Source organism: Methylococcus mesophilus (assembly GCF_026247885.1).
Taxonomy (GTDB): domain Bacteria; phylum Pseudomonadota; class Gammaproteobacteria; order Methylococcales; family Methylococcaceae; genus Methylococcus; species Methylococcus mesophilus.
In genome coordinates this window covers 2,187,116-2,208,892 of sequence record NZ_CP110921.1, presented here as the reverse complement: position 1 = coordinate 2,208,892, position 21,777 = coordinate 2,187,116, and the positions used below count along the sequence as shown (strand labels likewise).

17 protein-coding genes and 1 pseudogene are annotated in these 21,777 nt (G+C 64.3%); 7 read left to right on the top strand and 11 right to left on the bottom strand.

The window, feature by feature from the left end; all coding sequences use genetic code 11:
• Positions 1–39: 39 nt before the first annotated feature.
• Complete coding sequence (locus OOT43_RS10320; RefSeq protein WP_266020498.1) at positions 40–3,288, top strand: FG-GAP repeat protein; 3,249 nt, start codon at positions 40–42, stop codon at positions 3,286–3,288.
• A gap of 551 nt (positions 3,289–3,839) precedes the next feature.
• A complete protein-coding gene (locus OOT43_RS10315; protein WP_266020497.1) occupies positions 3,840–5,018 on the top strand; it encodes a helix-turn-helix transcriptional regulator in 1,179 nt (392 codons plus the stop codon).
• Between the two features lie 98 nt (positions 5,019–5,116).
• Here the strand turns inward: OOT43_RS10315 and OOT43_RS10310 are convergent, their stop codons facing one another.
• Positions 5,117–5,269 (bottom strand): hypothetical protein, encoded by a 153-nt coding sequence (locus tag OOT43_RS10310; protein WP_266020496.1) that lies wholly within the window; start codon positions 5,267–5,269, stop codon positions 5,117–5,119.
• A 68-nt stretch (positions 5,270–5,337) separates the two neighbouring features.
• On the opposite strand from OOT43_RS10310, the gene OOT43_RS10305 reads away from it, so the two are divergent.
• Complete coding sequence (locus OOT43_RS10305; RefSeq protein ID WP_266020495.1) at positions 5,338–5,592, top strand: CopG family ribbon-helix-helix protein; 255 nt, start codon at positions 5,338–5,340, stop codon at positions 5,590–5,592.
• The gene (locus tag OOT43_RS10300) at positions 5,589–5,876 is read left to right on the top strand and encodes a type II toxin-antitoxin system RelE/ParE family toxin (protein ID WP_266020494.1); all 288 of its coding nucleotides are present in this window, start codon (positions 5,589–5,591) and stop codon (positions 5,874–5,876) included. Before OOT43_RS10305 ends, OOT43_RS10300 begins: the two co-directional genes overlap by 4 nt.
• Before the next feature lie 10 nt (positions 5,877–5,886).
• Here OOT43_RS10300 and OOT43_RS10295 read toward each other — a convergent pair whose 3' ends face one another.
• A complete protein-coding gene (locus OOT43_RS10295; RefSeq protein WP_266020493.1) occupies positions 5,887–8,568 on the bottom strand; it encodes an MMPL family transporter in 2,682 nt (893 codons plus the stop codon).
• A gap of 494 nt (positions 8,569–9,062) precedes the next feature.
• Here OOT43_RS10295 and OOT43_RS10290 point away from each other — a divergent pair.
• A pseudogene (locus tag OOT43_RS10290) lies at positions 9,063–9,584 on the top strand (bile acid:sodium symporter); the annotation flags it as partial.
• A 111-nt stretch (positions 9,585–9,695) separates the two neighbouring features.
• Here the strand turns inward: OOT43_RS10290 and OOT43_RS10285 are convergent.
• From OOT43_RS10285 to ilvA, 3 genes are all read right to left on the bottom strand, one after another.
• Complete coding sequence (locus OOT43_RS10285) at positions 9,696–11,081, bottom strand: sulfotransferase family protein (RefSeq protein ID WP_266020492.1); 1,386 nt, start codon at positions 11,079–11,081, stop codon at positions 9,696–9,698.
• Between the two features lie 386 nt (positions 11,082–11,467).
• Positions 11,468–13,804, bottom strand: coding sequence for a nitric oxide reductase activation protein NorD (locus OOT43_RS10280; RefSeq protein WP_266020491.1), 2,337 nt, complete (start codon positions 13,802–13,804; stop codon positions 11,468–11,470).
• A gap of 177 nt (positions 13,805–13,981) precedes the next feature.
• Positions 13,982–15,511 carry a threonine ammonia-lyase, biosynthetic gene (gene ilvA / locus OOT43_RS10275; protein WP_266020490.1) on the bottom strand — a complete coding sequence of 510 codons (1,530 nt, stop codon included), beginning with the start codon at positions 15,509–15,511 and terminating at the stop codon, positions 13,982–13,984.
• 90 nt (positions 15,512–15,601) lie between these two features.
• Here ilvA and rpiA point away from each other — a divergent pair, with 90 nt between their 5' ends.
• The gene (gene rpiA / locus OOT43_RS10270) at positions 15,602–16,258 is read left to right on the top strand and encodes a ribose-5-phosphate isomerase RpiA (protein ID WP_266020489.1); all 657 of its coding nucleotides are present in this window, start codon (positions 15,602–15,604) and stop codon (positions 16,256–16,258) included.
• Between the two features lie 485 nt (positions 16,259–16,743).
• Here rpiA and OOT43_RS10265 read toward each other — a convergent pair whose 3' ends face one another.
• From OOT43_RS10265 to OOT43_RS10240, 6 genes are all read right to left on the bottom strand, one after another.
• Positions 16,744–17,352, bottom strand: a complete 609-nt coding sequence (locus tag OOT43_RS10265; RefSeq protein WP_266020488.1) for a hypothetical protein — start codon at positions 17,350–17,352, stop codon at positions 16,744–16,746.
• A gap of 170 nt (positions 17,353–17,522) precedes the next feature.
• Complete coding sequence (locus tag OOT43_RS10260) at positions 17,523–17,906, bottom strand: sulfite exporter TauE/SafE family protein (RefSeq protein ID WP_266020487.1); 384 nt, start codon at positions 17,904–17,906, stop codon at positions 17,523–17,525.
• Positions 17,907–17,951: 45 nt separating this feature from the next.
• Positions 17,952–18,527 (bottom strand): DNA-3-methyladenine glycosylase I, encoded by a 576-nt coding sequence (locus tag OOT43_RS10255; RefSeq protein ID WP_266020486.1) that lies wholly within the window; start codon positions 18,525–18,527, stop codon positions 17,952–17,954.
• Entirely contained in the window at positions 18,524–19,357 is an 834-nt protein-coding gene (locus OOT43_RS10250) for a PHP domain-containing protein (protein WP_266020485.1), read from the bottom strand. Before OOT43_RS10250 ends, OOT43_RS10255 begins: the two co-directional genes overlap by 4 nt.
• Before the next feature lie 8 nt (positions 19,358–19,365).
• A complete protein-coding gene (locus OOT43_RS10245) occupies positions 19,366–19,917 on the bottom strand; it encodes an NUDIX hydrolase (protein ID WP_266020484.1) in 552 nt (183 codons plus the stop codon).
• A gap of 9 nt (positions 19,918–19,926) precedes the next feature.
• The gene (locus OOT43_RS10240) at positions 19,927–20,367 is read right to left on the bottom strand and encodes an Rsd/AlgQ family anti-sigma factor (RefSeq protein ID WP_266020483.1); all 441 of its coding nucleotides are present in this window, start codon (positions 20,365–20,367) and stop codon (positions 19,927–19,929) included.
• Positions 20,368–20,482: 115 nt separating this feature from the next.
• Here OOT43_RS10240 and purD point away from each other — a divergent pair, with 115 nt between their 5' ends.
• Positions 20,483–21,766, top strand: a complete 1,284-nt coding sequence (purD, locus tag OOT43_RS10235; protein WP_266020482.1) for a phosphoribosylamine--glycine ligase — start codon at positions 20,483–20,485, stop codon at positions 21,764–21,766.
• The last annotated feature ends 11 nt before the right edge of the window (positions 21,767–21,777 follow it).

The following is a 21,777-nucleotide window of genomic DNA, read 5'->3' as shown; positions in this document are numbered from 1 at the left end:
AGGAAATAGGAGACACCGGACATGTGTGACGGATATCGAGTGTGGCGGCGAATTGGCGGGGTGCTGCTTCTGGCGGCCTGGAGCTTCGGACTGGGGGCGGCGGAAAAGCCGGCTGAAATGCCGCCGGAACTCAAGGCGGCGGTGAGCACCGACCTCCGGAAGATCGAGGCGGCGGAAGGCGGCTACGCCTCGCTCAATCCGGACCACGGCTTCGCGCTGCGTTTCGAGCAAGGCGCGGTCGCCGTCGGCCCGGTGGGCAAGCCGGGGGACGCCAAAGCCTCGCCCGCCTGGCGCTGGGGGATGAAGCTCACCGGCTACGGCACCTCGAAGGCGATCCGGCCCGTGGCCCCGGCCGAAGCCGTCGCGGCGGGACAGCGGCTGGAATACCGCCGCGGAGCTATTGTGGAGTGGTACGAGAACCGTCCGGAAGGACTGGAGCAGGGCTTCACCCTGGCCGCACCGCCAACGCCCGGCGCAGATATCCTGGTGCTCGGCCTGGCCATCGAGGGCGGCCTGAAGCCCTCGCTCGATCCCGCCGGTCGGGCCGTCGCCTTCCGCGACGGCGCCGGTGCCACCGTCCTGCACTACAAGGACCTGCAGGTCGTCGATGCCGCTGGGAAGTCCCTCCCGGCCCGCCTCGCCCTGGCCGGGGACGGTGTGCAAATCCGGGTCGACGCTCGCGGTGCAGCCTGGCCCCTCGTGGTCGATCCGCTGGTGAGCAGCGAGCAGATCCTCTCGGCCTCGGACAGGTCCTTGGGCGCCTATTTCGGTGTCTCGGTGGCCCTGTCCGGCGACACCGCGCTGGTAGGGGCATTTATGGCCACCTCCGGCGGTTTCGGCAACGCCGGCCAAGCCTACGTCTACGCCCGCTCCGGCGGCGCGTGGACCCAGCAGCAGATTCTCTACGCCTCGGACCGGGCGGCGGGTGCCTATTTCGGCGTCTCGGTGGCCGTATCCGGCGACACCGCGCTGGTGGGGGCGTATCAGGCCACCTCCGGCGGTATCCCCGGCGCAGGCAAAGCCTACGTCTTCACCCGCAGCGGTAGCACCTGGAGCCAGCAAGGAGCTCCCCTTTACGCATCGGACCGGGCGGCGAATGCCTATTTCGGCGGCTCGGCTGCTCTGTCCGGCGACACCGCGCTGGTAGGTGCGCCTGGCGCCACCTCCGGCGGTTTCGGTCAGGCCGGCCAGGCTTACGTGTTCACCCGTTCCGGTACCACCTGGACCCAGCAAGGCTCCCCTCTCTACGCCTCGGACCGGACGACGAGTTCCTTATTCGGCATCTCGGCCGCCCTGTCCGGCGACACCGCTTTGGTGGGAGCGCAAAACGCCCCCTCCGGCGGTTTCACCGCCGCCGGTCAGGCCTACGTCTTCACCCGCAGCGGTAGCACCTGGAGCCAGCAAGCCATCCTCTTCGCATCTGACAAAGCCGCCAGCGCCAATTTCGGTCGCTCGGTTGCCCTGTCCGGGAACACCTCGCTGGTGGGGGCATACAACGCTACCTCCGGTGGTTTTGGCGGCGCCGGCCAAGCCTATGTCTTTATCCGCACCGGCGGCATCTGGAGCCAGCAAGCCATCCTCTCCGCATCAGACAAAGCCGCCAGCGCCTCGTTCGGCCAGTCGGTGGCCCTGTCCGGCGACACCGCGCTGGTGGGAGCGTATCAGGCTACCTCCGGCGGTTTCGGCAACGCCGGTCAGGCCTATGTGTTCACCCGCGGCGGCGCCACATGGACCCAGCAGCAGATCCTCTACGCCTCTGACCGGGCGGCGAGTGCCCATTTCGGCCAGTCGGCCGCTCTGTCCGGCAACACCACGGTGGTCGGGGCGTATTGGGCCACCTCCGGCGGTTTCAGCTACGCCGGTTCGGCCTATATGTACACCTTCCCCTGCGCTTTCGGCACCGGCATCACCGCCACCGGCTCGTTGGCGACCTCGCTGTGGAAGATGGCGGCGGCGCCCTGCGTCCCGGCTTCGGCCACGGTGGCGAGCACGTTCGGCGATACCGGCAACAGCCCCTATTCCAATCTGGCCACCGCCAGCTACAACGACACCTGGGGCCTGTACACCCGCGACGCCGCCGCCAACGCCTACGTGTTCGCCGGCACCGGCGATGCCGTCGCCCCCGGCACCGGCTACTGGATCAAAAGCAGCGCCAACCCTGCCAACGGCTCCATCGTTATCAACGGCAGCGCCACCCCGGTAACCGCCAGCGCCCACTGCGCTTCGGCCAACGGCTGCTACGCCATCACCCTCACCAGTACCGCAAGCGCCTCCGGCCTGATGAACCTGGTCGGCAACCCCCTGCCGTACAGCATCGACTGGGCCAGCGTCCGGCTGCTGGTCGACGGCACCACCGCCTACACCCCCAGCGACGCCGAGACCAACAACCTCATGTCCAAGAGCTTCTGGATATGGAACGGCACCAGCTACGACGTCTACGACGACGCCACCCCCGGCATGACCGGCGCCCTCCAGGTGTTCCAATCGCTGTTCGTCAAGACCCTGTCCGGCTCCAACGGCCACACCCTGCAGCTCCTCATTCCCGCCGCCCCCAGCACCACCGGCCAGGCCGAACCGGCACCGTTTTCCCCCTCTCGCCTTTGGGACAAATCCGTCGGGAACGGATTTGCACTTGCCCAAAGGGTGCCGGGCAGGACGGCCCGGCATGATTGGGACGGGGTGAGGGTGTCTCAAGCAGGCTCTTTGCCGACCCTGCCCTGGTACCTCGGCTGGTTGGACTGGGTCGTTCCCCCCGCCGCCGCCGGGCAGCCGCAAGGCCTCGCCGGCCGTGCGGCGCAGAGCCGCGGCCACGCCTCCGCCCTGGCCAGCCTCAAGGCCTGGTACGTCCGGCTCAGCGTCGAAAACCTAGCCCTCGGCTACAAGGACAGCGGCAACGTCCTCGGCCAACTGACCGACGCCCAGGTCGGCTACGACAGCCACGACCTGATCGAACCGGCCCCGTTCGCCGCGCCCTACCTCACCCTGGTGTTTCCGCACAAGAACTGGGGCGACAAGGCCGGCAACTACGCCAGCGACTACCGGCCCGCCAAAGGCTTGAAGCCCATGAGTTGGGACATCGAAATCCGCGCCGACCAGCCCGGTTCCGAAGTACGGGTGAGCTGGCAGGGCCACCCCCGCATCCTGGCCCGCTGCAAAATCACCGACCTCGGCACCGGCCAGACCTACGCCGCCACCGACCCCAGCCTCGCCAACGGCCTGGCCGTGTTCCTGGCCGACAAGGTCCAGCGCCTCACCTGGCGCTACCTCGGCGGCCTGGGCCGGCCGTAGTCGCGGATCGCCTGCCGGTGGTAGGAGGGAATGCCACCCATACCCATACGTGCGATTACGCTACGCTAATCGCACCTACGGGTTCTTCGTTCGGCACATCCTACGAAGCTACCTCGGCGGCCTGGGCAGGCCGTAATGGCGGATCGCCTGCCGGTGGTAGCTCCGCACGCGCAGCGTAATCGGAGGCCTGCCGTGAGCGGAGTCGAACGGGAATGCTGAGCCATGCGTGCGATTACGCTACGCGTGCGCACCTACGGGCTGTAGGGCGATGCCGAAGGCGATCCGCCAACCGATCCCCCAAGCGACACGATTTGTGGGCCCGGCCGGCATGCGTGTTGTTTCGGGATGGCGGAACCCGGAGAAGCAGGTTCCGCCCTACGGCGGATACCGAGGGGCGATCCGCCAACGGTGTCCGGATGAGGCGCGCGCTTTTTCGGATTGAAGGAACAGCAGAAAAAATAGTGTAATAGGCTCCGGTTCGGATCAGGGGCTGGCCGGTCAGGCGCTTTTGAGCCATTCGGGCAAATCGAGCGTCTCATGCGGAAGGCCTTATGAGTGGGAAAGATTCAAAGCCGGAAACCGCGCCCGCCGAGGGCCGGGGCGGTCCGGATTACGATGAGCTGGTTCAGGCCATCTACGAGTCCGCCCTGAATCCGGAGAGCTGGCGGACTACGCTCGATCAACTGCGTATCCACCTCGACGCCAGCGCCTTCAATCTGATCGGTTTCAAACTGACCGACTACGCCAACCCCTTCCTGCTCAGCCACAATATTTCCACCGACTACGGCAAGGATTACCAGGCTTACTGGGGCGAGCGCGACATCTGGGTGCAGGCGGCGCGTGACAAGAACCTGGCGGCGGGCGGCCAGACGCTTGCGGGCGGCATGCTGGTGGAGCGGCGGGAACTGGTCCGGGGTGAGTTCTACAACGACTGGCTGGTGAACCAGAACATCGGCGACGTGCTTTGCAGCAACTTATGGGATGCCGAGCCGGATACGCCGCACGTCGTACTTTGTTATTTCCGCGGCGTGGGCTCGGAGGGTTTCGATGAGGCCGACCGCCTGAAACTGCAAAGTGTTTCACGGCATCTCAACCGGGCCTTCAGGATCGCGTTCCGGCTGGGGCTGCTGGAGAGAGGGCGCGCCCTCAACGAATCGGTTGTCGCCGGCCTCAGTCAGGCGGTGTTCGTCCTCGATGCGGGGTGCAGGATTCTGCATTGCAATCCGGCGGCGCAGCGGCTGCTGGATGCCTGTCCGGCGCCGGTCAAGATGCGGCATGGCCGGGTCATCGGTCTGGGCACGCGCGCCTGTCCCGATCTCGACGAAGCGCTGAACTTGGCGGATCACGGCCGGCATACACGAATCGCCTTCACTCACGCACGGCCGGGCGAGGCGGGCGAAACGCTCAGCGCCGTGGTCGCGCCGCTGGGCGAGGTCTCTACGCTGGGTCTGCCATCGCTGCATGCGCGCTATCTGCTGGTGATCGAGAATTGCCGCGGAATCAACGAGGATTCACTGCGGTCTTTCTGCGGGCTGTTCCATCTGACCGCGGCGGAGCAGTCCGTGCTGGTCGGGCTGATGGACGAAGCGACGCCGGAGGTGATCGCGGCGACCCTGCGCGTGAGCGTCGCCACGGTCCGCTCCCACATTCAGCATATCCGCCAGAAAACCGGGGTCCGCCGCCTCACCGAACTGGTCCGGATAGCGCTGGCCGCCAGCCGTGCGCCCTGATCCATTTTGAATTCGCGATCGCCAGATCCTGCGCGGCAAGGCCGCCTTTAGGATATGGCCGAAAATAACTTCCCTGAGTGACCGAACGACATTTTCGTTCAAAGCACCGTCATGCCGGCAAGGATTGCCGGCATCCAGCTTACATGGATGTTCCCAAGCCATTCCATCCCTGGAACCTGGGTTCCGGCAATCCATGCCGGAACGACGGCTGTTAATTTCGGGAAATTATTCTTTGCCAAATCCATAGCCAAATTTGGCATCCGATCGCCCGTTGTGGTAATAACGCGTTTGATTACATTGCAAACAAAACGGGTGCAAGATGGCCGACACCAGCATTACCATCCGAACGGATAGCGAACTTGCCGCCAAGGTTGCGGCTTTGGCGGCGGCTATGGATCGTTCGCGCAACTGGGTCATCGAGGATGCACTCAGGCACTACGTCGAAGCCCAGGCGTGGCAGATCGAGGGCATCGAGCAAGCCAAGGCCTCTCTGGATAGGGGGGAAGGCATTCCGCATGAACAGGCGATGGCCGATCTCGAGTCGTTGCTTTCGGGCGGCGAAGAGGCGCCTTGAAGATAATCTGGGCCCCGCAGGCCTTGCGCGACCTTCGTGAGATATATCTTTACCTCTTGAAGGACAGCCCGGGCGCGGTCCGCGCACTGCACGAACGCATTCGCTCACGGGTCCTGCAGCTGGCGGATGCGCCCCAGATCGGCCGGCCCGGACGGGTGCCGGGCACGCGGGAGTTGGTGATACCGGGAAGCCGGTACATCGTTCCTTATCGCGTTGCCGGCGATACGCTTCAGATTCTCCGGGTCTATCACACAGCCCGGGTTTGGCCTGGGGCATTTGATTGAAGGATCGCGTTCAGCCACAGGGCTTCGTGAGCCGCCGCCCCAAATGCTCCGTCTGCGCCAGCAGCGCCGGCAGCACGATCATGCTGCACAAGAGCGTCGCGAGGATGCCGATGCTCAGCATGATTCCCATGCTGGCCATGCCGAGATGGGGCGACACCGCGAGGTTGCCGAAGCCGCTGATGTTGGTGAGTGCGCTCAGCACGACGGCCAGGGCGGTGCTGGTGTGCAGGAGAATGCCGTCCTTCGGCGGCGCGGTGCGGAAGCGGTGGACCATGTGGATGCAGTTGTCCACCCCCATGCCGAACACCAGCGGCAGGGCGATGATGTTGGCGAAGTTGAAGGGAACCTTCGCCAGCGCCATGGCCGCTCCCGTCAGCAGGGAAGCCAGCAGCAGCGGCAGCAGGACCAGCAGTACGTCGATTTTTTTCTCCATGGTCAGGAACAGGATCACTATGATCGCTACGATGGCGTAGGCGAAGGCCTGCAGGAAGGCCGTCACCACCGCGTCGCTGGATTCGAGGAACAGCACCGGCACCCCGGTGGCGTGCGGCACCACCTGCCGGACCTGATCGACGAACCGGCGCATGGCTTGCGGGTCGTGCAGGTCCTCTTTCGGCCGGATTTCGACCCGCTGTACGCCATCCTTGGTGATCCAGCGGGAGCGGAAGTCGTCCGGCAGGTCGCCGATGCCGACCCGGCGGGCCTTCAGCGCATCCGCCAGCCGGTCCAACTGGCTGCCGAGCCCGCCCACCAGGGTCTGAGATACCCGCGCCACGGTTTCGGTTCGGGCCTCGCCCTGCGTGGACTGGATGCGTTCGGCCAGCCGGGCCTGTTCCGCGGCGAGGCGGAAGCCGGCCGGCGCGTCGGCGGCGTCGGGGTGGGCCGAGAGGTGAGCCGTGAGGGTCGCCAGGAACCGGCGCACGGCCGCGGCCTCCTCGTCGGGCGCGGGCCGCGGCTTGGTGTCGCCCGATGCCGGCTGCGGCCCCAGGGTCAGCGCCATCTGGTCGATCAGGTCCAGTTTTTCGTCCTGGTCTTCCGGCACGAAATCCTCGAGCGTCAGAACCTTGTCCACCACCGGCAGCTTTTCCAGCCGCTGCTTCATGGCCGCCGCTTCTCCGCCATCCTTGGCCAGCGCCGCCAGGAACCAGGGCGAATTGGAGCCGTCGGCCAGCAGTTCGCGGAAGGTTTGGACCGATTCGGCGGAGGGATCCTGGAGGTTGAGCGGATTCTGGTCGAAGCGCGCCGACTTCAGTTGCACGAAGGCGAGGGCGGCGACGATGGCCGCAGCGACCAGAACGCCCCGCGAATGGCGCAGCGGAAAAGTCAGGAAATTCCGCTGCCAGCGCGGCGGCTCGGCATGCCCGGCATGGGGACCGAGGTAACGGGAAGGGCGTCGGAGGCAGAGGAAGGCGGGGAGGATGGCGAGTGTCACCAGCAGGCTGATGAACATGCCGGCGCCGGAAATGATCCCCAACTCGGCGACCCCCCGGTAGCTGGTGGGCACGAAGCAGAAGAAGCCGACGGCGGTGGTCAGGGTACCGATTTCCAGCGAACCGCCGACGTGGCGGACGGCGCGTTTCAGGGCGCTGCGGTGGCTGTGCGAGCGGCAGGCCAGCTCGCGGTAGCGCAGGCTCAGATAAATGGCGTAATCGGCGCCGATGCCGATGTACATGACGGAGAAGGCGACCGAAATCAGATTGAGCTGGCAGAGCGCCACGGCGGCGAAGGCAGCGGTGAAGATCAGTCCGAGCACCAGGCCGATCTGCACCGCCAGCACCAGCCACAGCGACCGCAACCCGATCAGCATGACCAGGCTGACCCCCAGGAACGAGCCGAGGCTCGCCATCTGGGCGCCGACGCTGGCGCTCTTGAGTTCGTCCACGGACAAGGCGGCGGCACCGGTGAGCCGCATCGCGACGCCGCTTTCTTCCAGGCGCAGCTCCTTGCCGGTCTGGCGGATCGCCGCCATGAGATTTTCGCCGGGCGCCAGCGAGCTGTATTCGATCCGCGGCATGACTTCCAGCAGCACGCGCCTGTCGGCGGGCTTGGCGTCCTCGCCGGCCATCAGTTCGATCCAGGACAGGGGCGTCCCGGAGCCGTCCAGATAGCCGCGGAGCGCCGAGGCGAGGCGGCCGAACACGGCGGCGAAATCGATGTCCTTGTCCTCTCCGGTGCGCAGGGCCCGCTCCAGGAGCGAGAAAACGCCGCGCAGGCTCCGGTCGGCGGACACCTCCGCCAGGAACGGCTGCACCTTGGCCAGGTGATCGGACAGTTTTTCCAGGTCCACGGCGTCGTCGAACAGCAGGCCGTTCTCGCGGAAGAATCCGCTTTCCGGTGGATAGAACACCCATTCGAATTGGGCGGCATCCTCGCGCAGCCGGTGATAGAGCCTGGCCGCCGCATCCCGTGCCTGGTCCGGCGTCGGGGCGTCGAGGACGATGACGATGGAATCGCGGAACTGCGGGAAGGCCCTTTCGTAGGCCAGCTTGTCCTGGCGCCACGGCAGTTCGTCCGACAGCACATTGCCGGGGTAGGTGTTGATGCGGAGGTTGTGGATAGTGTAGTTTACGGCGGCCGTGGCGGCGAGGATCGAAAAAGCGATCACCGCCACGGCGTGGCGCATCGAAAAATAGAACCAGACGGACAACAGGCGGTCGATACGGGTCCGTAGGCGTATTTTTCGCGTGATCAAAACGTGCCTCCTTTTTGAGCTATCCCGTTAGGCCGCGCCGAGCATCGCAGCTTTCGGCGAGAATAGCCCGAAGGGGAGCCGCAGGGATGCGGCTCGTCCATCGAGGGGCAGGAGCCCCTTCGATGGACCCTCGTCGAAAGCGACAACTTTGCCTGGAGCAAAGTTGAACAGCCGCAGGCTGGCCCGCAGGGCGAAAACCATGGATGGTTTTCGTAGAAGCGCAGGAAGCTTTCGCGGCCTCCGGGCGGTTTTTCTTTGCGTACTTTCTTTTGGCCGTCCAAAAGAAAGTACGTCGGCCGTGGGTCCGAAAACCCACATCTAATAGGCTTCGCGCGCGTTTCATATTCAAATTCTTTTAGCGTGTTTGTTCCGCTGTCGATTGAAGTGGTATTCCAGCCGCCAGGAAAGACGGTTCCAGATCCTGCCTCTTCCTCTTATCTTTCGTGTCCTACAATCTTCCGATACAGCCTGAGCTTCTGATCCGCGGCCTGACCATGGTTTCCCTGGGAGGGCTGCTGCTGGCGGTCGGCCTACGGCTCGAAGTTACAGCGGTCGTGTCGGCGATTCGAGGCTGCCGATGGTCCGTCGTACTGCCGCTCAATTTCATCGCGGTTCCGCTGCTGGCTTACGGCCTGGCGCGGGCTTTCGCCCTTCCGCCGGAATATGCGGCCGGGATGCTCTTGCTGGCCGCCGCGCCCTTCGCTCCGGTGGTACCGGTCTTCGTGAAAATGGCGCGGGGCGATCTGGCGCTCGCTGCCGGTTTGACCGCGATTTTTCCCGTGTTCGCCATTTTCCTTACGCCGCTGGCTTTCGATGCCAGTTTCGCGGCCCTGGGCGGTGGCGCTACGCTCAGGTTCAGTTATCTGAATCTTCTGGCGGTGCTGTTCTGCACCGTCAGCATGCCGCTCATCGCAGGCATGGCACTCAGGTTCGGCCTGCCTCGGCTGGCCGGCCGCCTGGTCCGGCCTCTGGATATCCTGGCGGAAGCGGCGGGAGCCGTGTCCCTGGCGTTCGTGACCTGGGTCGAATCCGGGACTCTCCTCGCGACCGGGTGGAAACCCCTGCTGGCCTTCGTTCTGGCGGGAGAGCTGTCGTTCTGGCTGGGCTATGCCTTCGGCGGGCCGGGTTCACAGGGCAGGCGAGTGATCGCATTCGGCACAGCCAACCGCAACATCGCCCTGGCCATCCTCGTCGCCGTGGAAAGTTTCGCCGGCACGCAGGCGGTGGCGGTGGTGGTGGCCGACGGGCTCGCCCTGATCCTCCTCGGGCTCCTGCATGCCGCGTATTACCGCTTGCTGGCCGAACGCCGAGGATCGCCGGTACCCGCCTGGAACAAGCGCCTGCCCTAGGCTTTCTGTCTGTTGCTTCTGGCTGGAAGCCGCCTCCCCGTCCAGGCCGTGGCTTTCGATCACCGGACCCAGTCCCTGGCGTATCCACTGTTTCGACAGCCCGAATTCCTCCAGCGAATAGCGATGGGTGCTCTGGAAAGTGCGCTGCCGCTCGGTGAAGTCCTGCAGCACCGCCCGGTAGGATTCGGTCATGTTCCAGCCGAAGTGGCGGTAAAGGGCGGCGACCGTGCGGCCCGGATCGGCCCGGAGATCGCGGTAGTCGATGCAGTAATAATTGGCGGGTTCCACCCGCGCGCGGAACCGGTGCAGATGCCGGTACCATTCGGCTGCCAGGGCGGCGTAGGCTTTCGACTCGGCCCCGTCCTTTTCGATTTCCGGCGAATGGGCCTGCCAGACCGGAACGAACAGGCTGACGTGGGAGGGGATCGCTTCGTCCGGGTGGCGAACGATGGTGATGAATCGGGCGTCCGGAAACTCCTCCGCGATCGACTCGATGGCGCCCGAAGCATGGGTCGACTTGACCAGCAGGATGCGCCCGCCGCCGTTGGCGTAGACATGGCGCTGCATGCAGGAGCGGTAATAGGCCATCAGCTTGCGGCGGGATGCCGGCGGAAGGGCATCGGGAAAACCCACCTCCCAAAGCGGCTCCACGAACGGAAACAGCATGAAGATCGCCTCGGAAGCGAAGGCGTAGAGGAACAGTGCCTGGTCTTCCTCCGGCTGGTCCAGGCGCATCCGGTGCATTTCGTCCCAGCCGCCGAACCACTTCCGCTCGCACCCTTGCATCAGGCGCCGGATCACACCGCCGCACTTGACGTCGATCCACGCCAGACCGTTGAAGACGGCCTGAAAGCAGATGCTCGGAAAGATGGTCTGGTACATCTTCCAGTGCACGAAGCGCTGCTCGTCCGCGCAGAGCACACGCTGCAGGAAGGAGGTCCCGCTCCGGGGCGGGGCGATCACGAATACCGGCCGTTCGACGCCGGTTTTTCTGAAGCCGGGAAAAAAGACGTGATCCAGCAGGCGGCCGAGCGCCACGAAAGCCACGAAAGCGAGATACAAGGCGGAAAAAAGCAGTACGTAAAACCAGCGCCTGAGCCGGAATGGCCGCTGGAACAACGCCAGGCGCAGGGCTTTCAGAAAGCCGCGGTAATTGAAGAACATGGGGCTGCCACTGAGAGGTTTCGGTGGGCGCGCGCCTGGCTTCGCGGGCCAGCCGGTCCGCGTGATCTACGCCAGTGGGCGCGTCCGCATCCTGTTCGACAGGGCCTAGAACCGGCGGTCGCCGGTTTCACTCGGCGCCGCAACGGTCCGCCGGTCCGAGCGGAATGGACGAGAACGCGTGTTGGATGGCAAGTGTTTGAGTAGTTTCATTATTCTTTTCTTTGTCGGCAAGGTTTCATTCGGCGGGCGTTTGACTGGCCCGGTCCGCGATCGGCCATGCGTGGCGAGAGTAATTTACTAGAACTTCAGAACTTCGATTATTTTTCGCTCTCAAATAATCTCGATCCCAACGATGGAGTCGTCGGCTTCGCCGCGCCGAGGCTTTTTCAGGCCGTCAGGCTGGCGAACAGCATGGGCAGCCGTTCCGGCAGGCGCTGGACGTGGTCCACTACCGTATAGCGGTTGGGGCCGAAAATCCGGGAGACGTAATCGTCGGCTTCCGGGTCTAGCGTCAGGCAGTAGGTCATGATGCCCGAGGAGGCCAATTCCTCGACTGCCTTCTTGGTGTCGAGGCGGAGATACTGCGGGTCGCGCTCGTCGATGTCGGCTGGTTCGCCGTCGCTTACCAGGAGCAGCAATTTCTTCTGCTGAGGCTGATGTCGCAGGTGGTGCGCGGCATGCCGCATGGCGGCGCCCATCCGGGTGGACAGCCCGCCCTTCATCCCGGCGAGGCGGGACTTGGCCTGGTCGTCGAAAGGCTGGTCGAAATCCTTGAAGCGGTAGTACTGCACGTCGTGGCGGCCGTCGGAGGCGAAGCCGTGGATGGCGAAGGGATCGCCGATGCCGTCGATAGCCCAGGCCAGGAGCGTGCAGGCCTCGCGTGCCAGCTGAATGATTGGCCGGTCGCTGCCGGGCAAGGTTTCGTTGGTGGATTCCGACAAGTCGAGCAGCAGCAGTACCGCGAGGTCGCGGGTCTTGCGGACCGTGCGGATGTTGATGCGGGGGTCGGGCATCTCGCCCATGCGGATGTCGATCATGGCCCGGATGGCGGCGTTCAGGTCGATCTCGTCGCCGTCTTCCCGTCGCCGTTGGCGGATCACGCCCTGCGGCTGCAGGGCGTCGATGATGTGTTTGAGCCGGCTGGCGATGGGTCTATATTCGAGCAGAATCCGCTCGACCAGGGCGGGGTCGTCCTTGGCCTGGCGTCGCTCCAGCACGGTGGCCCAGTTGGGCCGGTGCAACTGGACCTGGTAGTCCCACTCCGGGTAGTGATAGGGGTCGCTGACCGGCTCCTTGCCTTCCAACTCATTGATAGTGCAGCCTTCCTGATCCAGATAGAACGGCGTTTCCAGGGTCCAGACTTCCTGGGCGTCGTCCCCGGCCAGTTCGCAATCGATCTCGTCGATCATCTCCATCAAGGACACCTTCCTGCGCACCTGGCGCTGGCTGGCGGCGATGTAGTCGGCTTCGGCCCATTCGGTTTCGCCGAAGGTCCAGAGGAAGCGGTTGTCGTCCCGGTACGGTACGCCGAAGCTCTCCAGGACGCGCAGCGAGGGCAGGCCCCACCGGTCCTTGATGCGGTTGGAGAGGGTGACACCCAGGGCCCAGCTCAGCCGGTTGTCGGCCGGGTTCTTGGCCAGCGCGGCATGGAAGGATTCGCGCAGCTCGGCCACGATCGGATCGTCGGCCCCTATCCGTTCATCGAGCAGAGCGTGAGCCAGCCGTTCCAGCCAAAGTACCATCGGGTCGGCGTTGCGGTCGCTGCCGAGGGCGGCTTCGAACAAAGGCGCCCAGAGCTGTTTGAGCCCGGGGAATTCGCGGATCGCCAGCGCCTCGACGCGGGCGTCCTCGAACAGCCCGATCAGGAACATCTGCACCGGCGTCAGTTGCTCCGCGGACAGCGGGCGGGTGGTGTAAGCCAGGTGGGCGGCGGCATGGGCGGCGGTTGCCCGGTAGAGCTCTTTGCCCGGTACTGGGCCGAAGTCGTCGTACGCATCGGGCACGAAGATCACCCCGTGTTCGATGTACGGCTTGTAGCCTTCGCGCGTCTCGAAATCGCCGGAGGTCGGGCGCAGGTAGAAATCCCGGCCCCACAGCGCGCGCAGGTAGAAGTTCAGCTTGCGCTGGGTGTCGACGAACAGGGTGCCGCGCCGCTCCTGCTGCAGCACCGCCAGGCTGTCGGCAGTCTCCAGCGCGAAGTACTTTGCCAAGGTCTCGAAGTCGCGGGCATGGGCCTGGGCGCCCCACAGCGCCCAGCGCCGCAGGCCCCCCAATGTCAGTTTGTCGAACAGCGGGTCCAGGTGGTCCAGCATCGGTCGCAGGCCGCGCGGTGCCTTGGCGGAAAGCTGGTGGATCAGGCCGAGGTACTGCCGCAGCAGTTCGCCATCGCCCAGCCGCCGGGCCGCGGTGGGAAGGCTGTCGAACAGCCGCTCGATCACCGCCCCGCTGACCATGGACGCCAGTTTCATCACGCCGGTGACGACGTCCGCGATCACTTCGTCGCCGACTTCCTTGCACACCAGCGGCATCTGCTGGACATAGCCGAGCACCAATCCGGCGCCGCGCCCGAGTTCGGAAAGCGCCCGCGCGCCTTCGATGTAGTTTTTCAGCGCGCCCGGCGACATGACCCGTGCCGCTTCGTGAAAGCTCGCCTCCAGAGTGTCCTTGACGTGGGGATCGAGCCGTTCGAGATGTTCCTGGTAGTCGCTCAAGTTCAAGCTCATGGGGTTTGCCTCATGCGTTCGGGGGACGCCCGCAAGGCGATACCCCCATCAACATGCCGTCGTGGTTTGTCCGGAAAATCGCCGTCAACTGGGGCCAATCATACGTGCTTCGACGGCATCGTAAACATTTGGGTGGCCTGCCTATCAAGCACGCACAGGCTCTTTGACGCAGGAAAATTACCCCCGCTCGCTGCCTCCCGCGAACAGCCGGTAGGCCGGGTTGTGGGTTTCCTCTTTGAAGGCGTAGCCGATGGCTTCGAGGAATTCCCGGAAGGCCTTGCGTTCGGGCTTCGGCACCTGGATGCCCATCAGTACCCGGCCGAAGGCGGCGCCGTGGTTGCGGTAGTGGAACAGGCTGATGTTCCAGCGTCCGCCCATGATGGAGAGGAAGCGCAGCAGCGCGCCGGGGCGTTCGGGGAATTCGAAGCTGTAGACCTGTTCGTCCAGCAGTTTCGGCGCGTGGCCGCCGACCATGTAGCGGATGTGTTCGATGGCGAGTTCGTTGCCGGTCAGGTCGAGCACGCCGAAGCCCTGGCGTTCGAATTCGCGGACCAGGCTTTCGCGGTCGATCGAGCCGCTCGCCACGGGCAGGCCGACGAAGACCTGGGCGGCCTTTTCGTCGAAGAAGCGGTAGTTGAATTCGGTGATGTTGCGGCGCCCCAGTATCCGGCAGAATTCGAGGAAGCTGCCGGGACGCTCGGGGATCGTCACCGCCAGCAGCAGTTCGCGCTTCTCGCCGATCTCGGCGCGCTCGGCGACGTGGCGCAGCCGGTCGAAATTGATGTTGGCGCCGCTTTCGATCGCCACCAGGCATTCGTTCCGGATGCCGGTTTCGGCCACGTATTTCTTGAGCCCGGCGATACCCAGCGCGCCCGCCGGCTCGGCGATGGAGCGGGTGTCGTCGAAGATGTCCTTGATGGCGGCGCAGATTTCGTCGGTGTCGACGGTCACGACCTCGTCCACCCACTGGTGGGCGATATGGAAGGTTTCCTTGCCGATCTGTTTCACCGCGACGCCGTCGGCGAACAGGCCGACCTGTTTCAGGATCACCCGCCGCTTGGCTTTCAGCGCTCGGTTCAGGCAGTCGGAGTCTTCCGGTTCCACGCCGATGACGCGGATGTCCGGGCGCACGAACTTGACGTAGGCAGCGATGCCGGCGATCAATCCGCCGCCGCCCACGGGCACGAAGATGGCGTGGATGGCGTCCTGGCGCTGGCGCAGGATCTCCATGCCGATGGTGCCTTGCCCGGCGATGACTTCCGGATCGTCGTAAGGGTGGACGAAGCTCAAACCTCGTTCGCGGGCCAGTTCCAGCGCATGTTCGTAGGCCTCGTCGTAGGCGTCGCCGTGCAGGATGGCTTCGCCGCCGCGGTTGCGCACGGCGTCGATCTTGATCTGCGGGGTGGTGCAGGGCATCACGATCACGGCGCGGATGCCCAACCGCTGCGCCGCCAGCGCCACGCCCTGGGCGTGGTTGCCGGCAGAAGCCGCGATGACGCCGGCCGCGCGCGCCTCGGGGCTGAGCGATGCGATCTTGTTGTAGGCGCCGCGCAGCTTGAACGAGAACACCGGCTGCAGGTCCTCGCGCTTGATCAGCACCGTGTTGTCCAGCCGCCGCGACAGGCCAGGCGCCGGGTCCAGCGGGGTTTCCTGGGCCACGTCGTAGACGCGCGCGCGCAGTATCTTCTCTATGTATTTTTGCAGCATGGTTCGGGGCAGGGGGCCATCATGGCAGCGGGGCGGTTTTCCCAGTATCATCCGCCACCGGTTTGATCACACACGATGGCAGATAAGGCAATGACTCAAGACGAACTCAAACGGAAAGTCGCCGAAGCGGCATTGGACTATGTCAAGGACGTCACCATCCTGGGGGTGGGAACCGGCTCGACCGTGAACCATTTTATTGATTTGCTGGCCGATCTCAAAGGCGGGATCGAAGGCGCGGTGTCCAGCTCCCAGGCCAGCTCCGAGCGTCTGAAGAAGATCGGCATTCCGGTGCTTGATCTCAACGCCGCCGGCACCCTGGACGTCTATGTGGACGGCGCCGATGAAGTCAATGCGGCCAAGCAGATGATCAAGGGCGGCGGGGCGGCCCTGACCCGCGAAAAGATCGTGGCGGAGGCCAGCCGCAAGTTCGTCTGCATCGTCGACGAGACCAAGTATGTCGACGTGCTGGGCAAGTTCCCGCTGCCGGTCGAAGTGATTCCGATGGCGCGCAGCCTCGTCGCCCGTCGCCTGGTGGAACTGGGGGGCACGCCGGTGTGGCGGGAAAACTGCGTCACCGACAACGGCAACGTGATCCTCGACGTGCACAACCTCAGCATCACCGATCCGGTCGAGCTGGAACACCGGATCAACGACATCCCCGGTGTAGTCTGCAACGGCGTGTTCGCCCTGCGGCCGGCGGACGTGGTACTGCTCGGTTCGCCCATCGGCGTGCGCACGCTGCCCTGATGCCGCCGGTGGCCGTCCTCACTTTCCGAGCGGTGGTGATCCGGACGGGCAATGGCTTTGGCGAGGAGCTGCGGCCGCGGCGATGATTTGAATCGGCCGGCCGCAAGCGAACGCGGGTGACACTGCACGACCCATTTTTTGGATTTTGTGCGTCGACCAGCTTTCCGCTTTCACATTTCGCCCCTGGCGTAGTGCCATCGCTCGGCCAAAGACCAGATTGCCGGAAATAGCCCGAAAGGAAGCCGCAGGGATGCGGCTTTTGCGATGAAGGGTATGAAGCCCTTTCGATCCCTGCCTCTGCACACATCTCCGCCAGGCAACAAAAAGTCAATGACATGCGGCAAGCATGGGCAGCGCGGCGACACCTGCAACGCCGGAAGCCCGGAAAATCAACGATTGCAGGCATTCGGGCGGTCGGTGCCACAAAAGTGTATCAAGGGTATGGGCGGGGCCTGGTTGGGGGCCAAGCCCGTGCAATTCCTCGCTTAAAGCGCGCCTCGTTTCTGGGCATCTCGGATGAATCGCCCGATACAATCAGCCATCGCAAGTTCGATCGGTTCGGAGGGATCCTCCAGCTTATAGCCTTCCTTACGCGCTTCGTGAGTCGATTCAATCAAGTTCGAATAAACAACCTTGCCATTTTTCGTAACGATAAAGAAAACAGCGATATCAAACCGCATTCTGGTCATGCCAACCCAATCGAAGCTGAATCGCCGGATTTCACCCGATACGCCACTGGAGCTGCCGTCCGACACCAAATAGCCGGAGGAACCAAGCTCTTTTTTTACGGCGTTCGTAAACAGCGCATCAACGTTTTCTGAGAAATGGGTGTACGCCAAGCCCGATTTGTCCTGTTGAGCCTCATCCGGTTCGACATCTCCCTTCACGGCAGGAAGATATTCGAACGCCCTGACGTAAAGCTCGCCCGTCCCTTTTGATAGATTGGCCGGTTTATACGAGATATCGACATGCTGGGCGCATCCGCCAAGAAATCCGGCAATCACCAAGGCAGGTATCAATGCTTGCTTGTCAAAAAATCGAAACATAGTATCTCCGGGGTTTTGTTTTAGCCTTAAGGGATATTCGAAGTTCACGCATTCGAATTCATGAGGAGGGGAGCGGCTAATCAGGAAACGTCCATGGCTAGAAACGGAGCGGCGGCAGATCTCCGTGGGCGTGATATTCGGAGTCAGTCCGACCACCCGCTGAAGCGAGCTGGCAGCCCAAAATGGCCATGCGCTTCAGAGGTTGGGTGCGGGTATCATCAGAGCCAGCCCAGGCGGTCGCAAGCGCCATAAATGAGGTAAATCCCAACGCTCGAAACGAAAATGCCGAACATCAGGCGGAGATAAGGCCCTGGAATCTGGTTGGCGAAGTAGGCGCCCACCCAAGAACCGATCAGCATGGCCACCGCCAGAATGACGGCGGCACGGACATTCACGTTTCCGTGTCTGTAATACTCGATAGCCGCAGCAAGACCAATGGGAGGAAGCAGGACCGCAATGGATGTTCCGGTTGCCATGTGCTGAGAGAATCCCGCCCAGTAAATGAGCGCCGGCACGATCACCAAGCCACCGCCGATACCGAAAAAGCCGGCCGCAAGGCCGCCGAGAGTACCGATGATTACAAATGTCAGCCATAACGGCATGGAAGCGTCCCTCGATGGATTTAAGGTCGTTTCTCGATTGGCGGACTAGCCGCCGCTCACCTCACTCCAGCGGAAGCAATCGACCAAGTGGTCGTTCACCAGCCCCGCCGCCTGCAAGTAGGCGTAGCAGATGGTGGAGCCCACGAAGTTGCAGCCGCGCTGTTTGAGATCCCGGCTGAGCGCATCCGATAGCGGGGTGCTCGCCGGGACTTCGCGCAGTTCGCGCCAGGCATTCCGCACCGGCGTGCCATCGACGAAGCGCCACAAATAGGCGTCGAAGCTGCCGAATTCCTCCTGGATGCGCAGATAGGCTTTCGCATTGCGCACGGCGGATTCGATTTTCAGCCGGTTGCGCACGATGCCCGGATCGGCCAGCAGGGCGGCGATCTTGGCCTCGTCGTAGTGGGCGACCGCTTCCGGATCGAAGCCGTCGAAAGCCAGCCGGTAGGCGTCCCGCTTCTTGATGATGGTGGTCCAGCTCAGTCCGGCCTGCGCCCCATCCAGTACCAGGTATTCGAACAGTTTCACGTCGTTGTGCAGGGGGACGCCCCATTCCGTGTCGTGATAGGCGGTTTCTTCCGGGCTGCGCAGCGCCCAGGCGCAACGGTGTACGGAGGTCATTGCTCGGTTTCCCAGCGGGTCCAGACCGGCGCGAGGCCGTCCGGCAGCGGCGGAATCTTCCCGAGTTTCAGCCAGACCTGTTCGGGGCCGTGGTAGTCGGAACCCACCGAGGCCAGCAGTTCGAAGCGGCGCGCCAGCGCGGTGTTGGTCTGGATGTCGGAAAGCGTGGCGTTGCCGGAAATGACTTCGATCGCCTGTCCGCCGGCGGCTTTGAAGTCACCTGTGAGGCGGCGGATCCAGCTTCCGGTCATCTTGTAGCGTTGCGGATGCGCCAGTACCGCAACGCCCCCGGCATCGATGATCCAGCCCACGGCGGCGGCCATTTCCGCCCACACGGTGGGGACATGGCCCGGCTTGCCCTGAGCCAGGAACTTGTCGAAGACGTCCCGGACGCTCGCGGCATGGCCCAGTTGTACCAGGGCACGGGCGAAATGGGTGCGGGTGACCATGCCGGCGCCGGCCAGTCCCGCCGCGATTTCAAGGGTGCCGGGAATGCCTTTCTTCTCCAGCCGACGGCCCATTTCCTTCGCGCGTTCGAAGCGTACCGCCTGGAGCCGGCGCATGCCTTCATTCAGGCCGGAATGATCCGGGGCGATGTTCAATCCGACTACGTGGATGGTCCGGGATTCCCAGGTGACCGACAGCTCGACGCCGGGAACCAGCCGCAATCCCGCTTCCGCCGCCGCGGCGCCGGCTTCTGCCAGCCCCGCCACCGAATCGTGGTCGGTCAGGGCGAGGGTGCGAATGCCGCTGGCGGCGGCGGCGCGAACCAGCTCGGCGGGCGTGAGCGTGCCGTCGGAAGCGGTGGAATGGGCGTGCAGGTCGTACAAGGAGAATCTCAATTCCGGATACGGCAGCTGTCCGGAACCAGGGTTTCCACGTGCAGGCCGAAGGCGCCGCTGCGCCGGTCTTCGAAGAACAGGGTCAGCGAACGGCGGACGGTTTCGAAAGCCAGTTCATCCCAGGGGATGTCGTTTTCTTCGAACAGCCGCGTCTCCAGACTCTCCAGGCCGGCGGCCACGTCCGGGCTGAGCAGTTCGGCGCGGAAGAAGGCGTAGACCTGCGACAGATGCGGCAGGCTGAACAGGGTATAAAGTGAGTCGATCCGCACCCGGGCGGTGGCCTCCTCGTAGGACTCGCGTTCGGCTGCCTGCTCCAGCGTCTCCTCCAGTTCCATGAAGCCGGCGGGCAGGGTCCAGAACCCGTGGCGCGGCTCGATGGCGCGCCGGCACAACAGAATCTGTCCGTTCCAGACCGGGATGCAGCCGGCGATCACCTTGGGGTTGCGGTAATGGATGGTGCCGCAGGCGTCGCAGATGTGGCGGGGCCGGTCGTCGCCCGCCGGAACTCCCAGGCGCAGCGGCGCGGCGCACTGGCTGCAGTACTTCATGCCGCCCTGCTAGCCGGCCAGGCTGGCGATCAGGCGGTCTTCCAGTTCGCCGCGCAGCGCCAGCCTTTCCCCCAGCCGGGAAAGGTCTTCCGCCAGTTCGTCGCACAGGCGTTCGGAAGGCGTGTGCTCGTACTTGTCGTTGAACGCCATGGCGGCGTCGGTCGCTTCGGCGATGCCGGGGTAGATGGCATCGGCGATTTCGGCGGCATTGGCGCGCACCTCCGCGTCATTGGTGACACGCCGGTACAGCCCGAAATGGCCCAGAGAAATGTAGTCGATCAGTATCTGGCAAAATCCGCGCAGGCTGGATTCCAGGGGCAGGCCGGGGGTGAACGGCTTCATGCCGCCCAGTTCGCTGTATGCCAGCCAGACCTGGCGGCGCTCGTCGAGCAGTTCCTTGATCAGCTCGCCGATCGATTGCGGCTGTTCCAGAGTCGCTTCTTGAGGCATGGGTGTGTCCGTAATGAGGATTTGAGAGCGGATGGCGCACAGTATGCCATGTCCCGGCCGGCCCAGCGCGTATAATTGGCGCCGTTTCAAATCCATCCGGAGTCTTGATATCCCCATGAAAGTCCTCATCGTCGGCGGTGGCGGGCGCGAACACGCGCTGGCCTGGAAAGCCGCGCAGTCCCCCCGCGTGCGCAAAGTGTTCGTGGCGCCCGGCAACGCTGGCACCGCCATGGAGCCGGGCCTGGAGAACGTAGCCATCGCGGCGGACGATGTGGCGGGCCTGCTGGCGTTTGCAAAAGAGGCGGGTGTGGCGCTCACCATTGTCGGTCCGGAGGCGCCGTTGGTCGCCGGTATCGTCGACGCTTTCCGTGCTGCCGGGCTGCCCTGTTTCGGCCCGACCCGAGCGGCGGCTCAGCTCGAAGGTTCCAAGGCCTTTTGCAAGGATTTCCTGGCCCGCCATGGCATTCCGACCGCGGAATACCAGGTTTTCACCGACGCCGGCGAAGCCGAGGACTACATCCGCCGGAAAGGCGCACCCATCGTGGTCAAGGCCGATGGTCTCGCTGCCGGCAAGGGCGTGATCGTGGCGCAGAGCGAGGACGAGGCGATCGCCGCGGTGCACGACATGTTGGCCGGTAACGCCTTCGGCAGCGCCGGTCACCAGGTGGTGGTGGAAGAGTTCCTCGAAGGGGAAGAAGCCAGCTTCATCGTCATGGCGGACGGCGAGCACGCCCTGCCGATGGCGACCTCGCAGGACCACAAGGCGCGGGACGACGGCGATCTGGGGCCGAACACCGGCGGCATGGGGGCCTATTCCCCGGCACCGGTGGTGACTCCGGAAATCCATCAGCGGGTAATGGACCAGGTCATTCTGCCTACGCTTGAGGGGATGAAGGCGGACGGCGTGCCGTATACTGGGTTTTTGTACGCAGGGTTGATGATCGCCCCAGACGGCAGCTGCAAGGTGCTGGAGTTCAATTGCCGTTTCGGCGACCCGGAAACCCAGCCCATCATGATGCGGCTGCGCAGCGACCTGGTGGACCTTTGCTGCGCCGCGGAGGAGGGAAGGCTCGATGTGGTGAAGGCAGAGTGGGACCTTCGTGTCGCGCTGGGGGTGGTCATGGCCGCCGGCGGCTATCCGTTCGATTACCGTAAAGACGATGTGATAGAAGGGTTGGGGCTGGCGATAGCGCCCGGCGGCAAGGTGTTCCATGCGGGAACCCGGCTGGACCGCGGCAAGGTGCTGACGGCGGGCGGCCGGGTGTTGTGCGTCACGGCTTTGGGAAAGAGCGTAGGCGAGGCTCAGGCCGCCGCCTACCGGCTGGTGGGGAAGATTCACTGGCCGGACGCGTATTGCCGCAGTGATATCGGCTACCGGGCGGTCCGGCGCAACCACTGAACGGTTCTTCA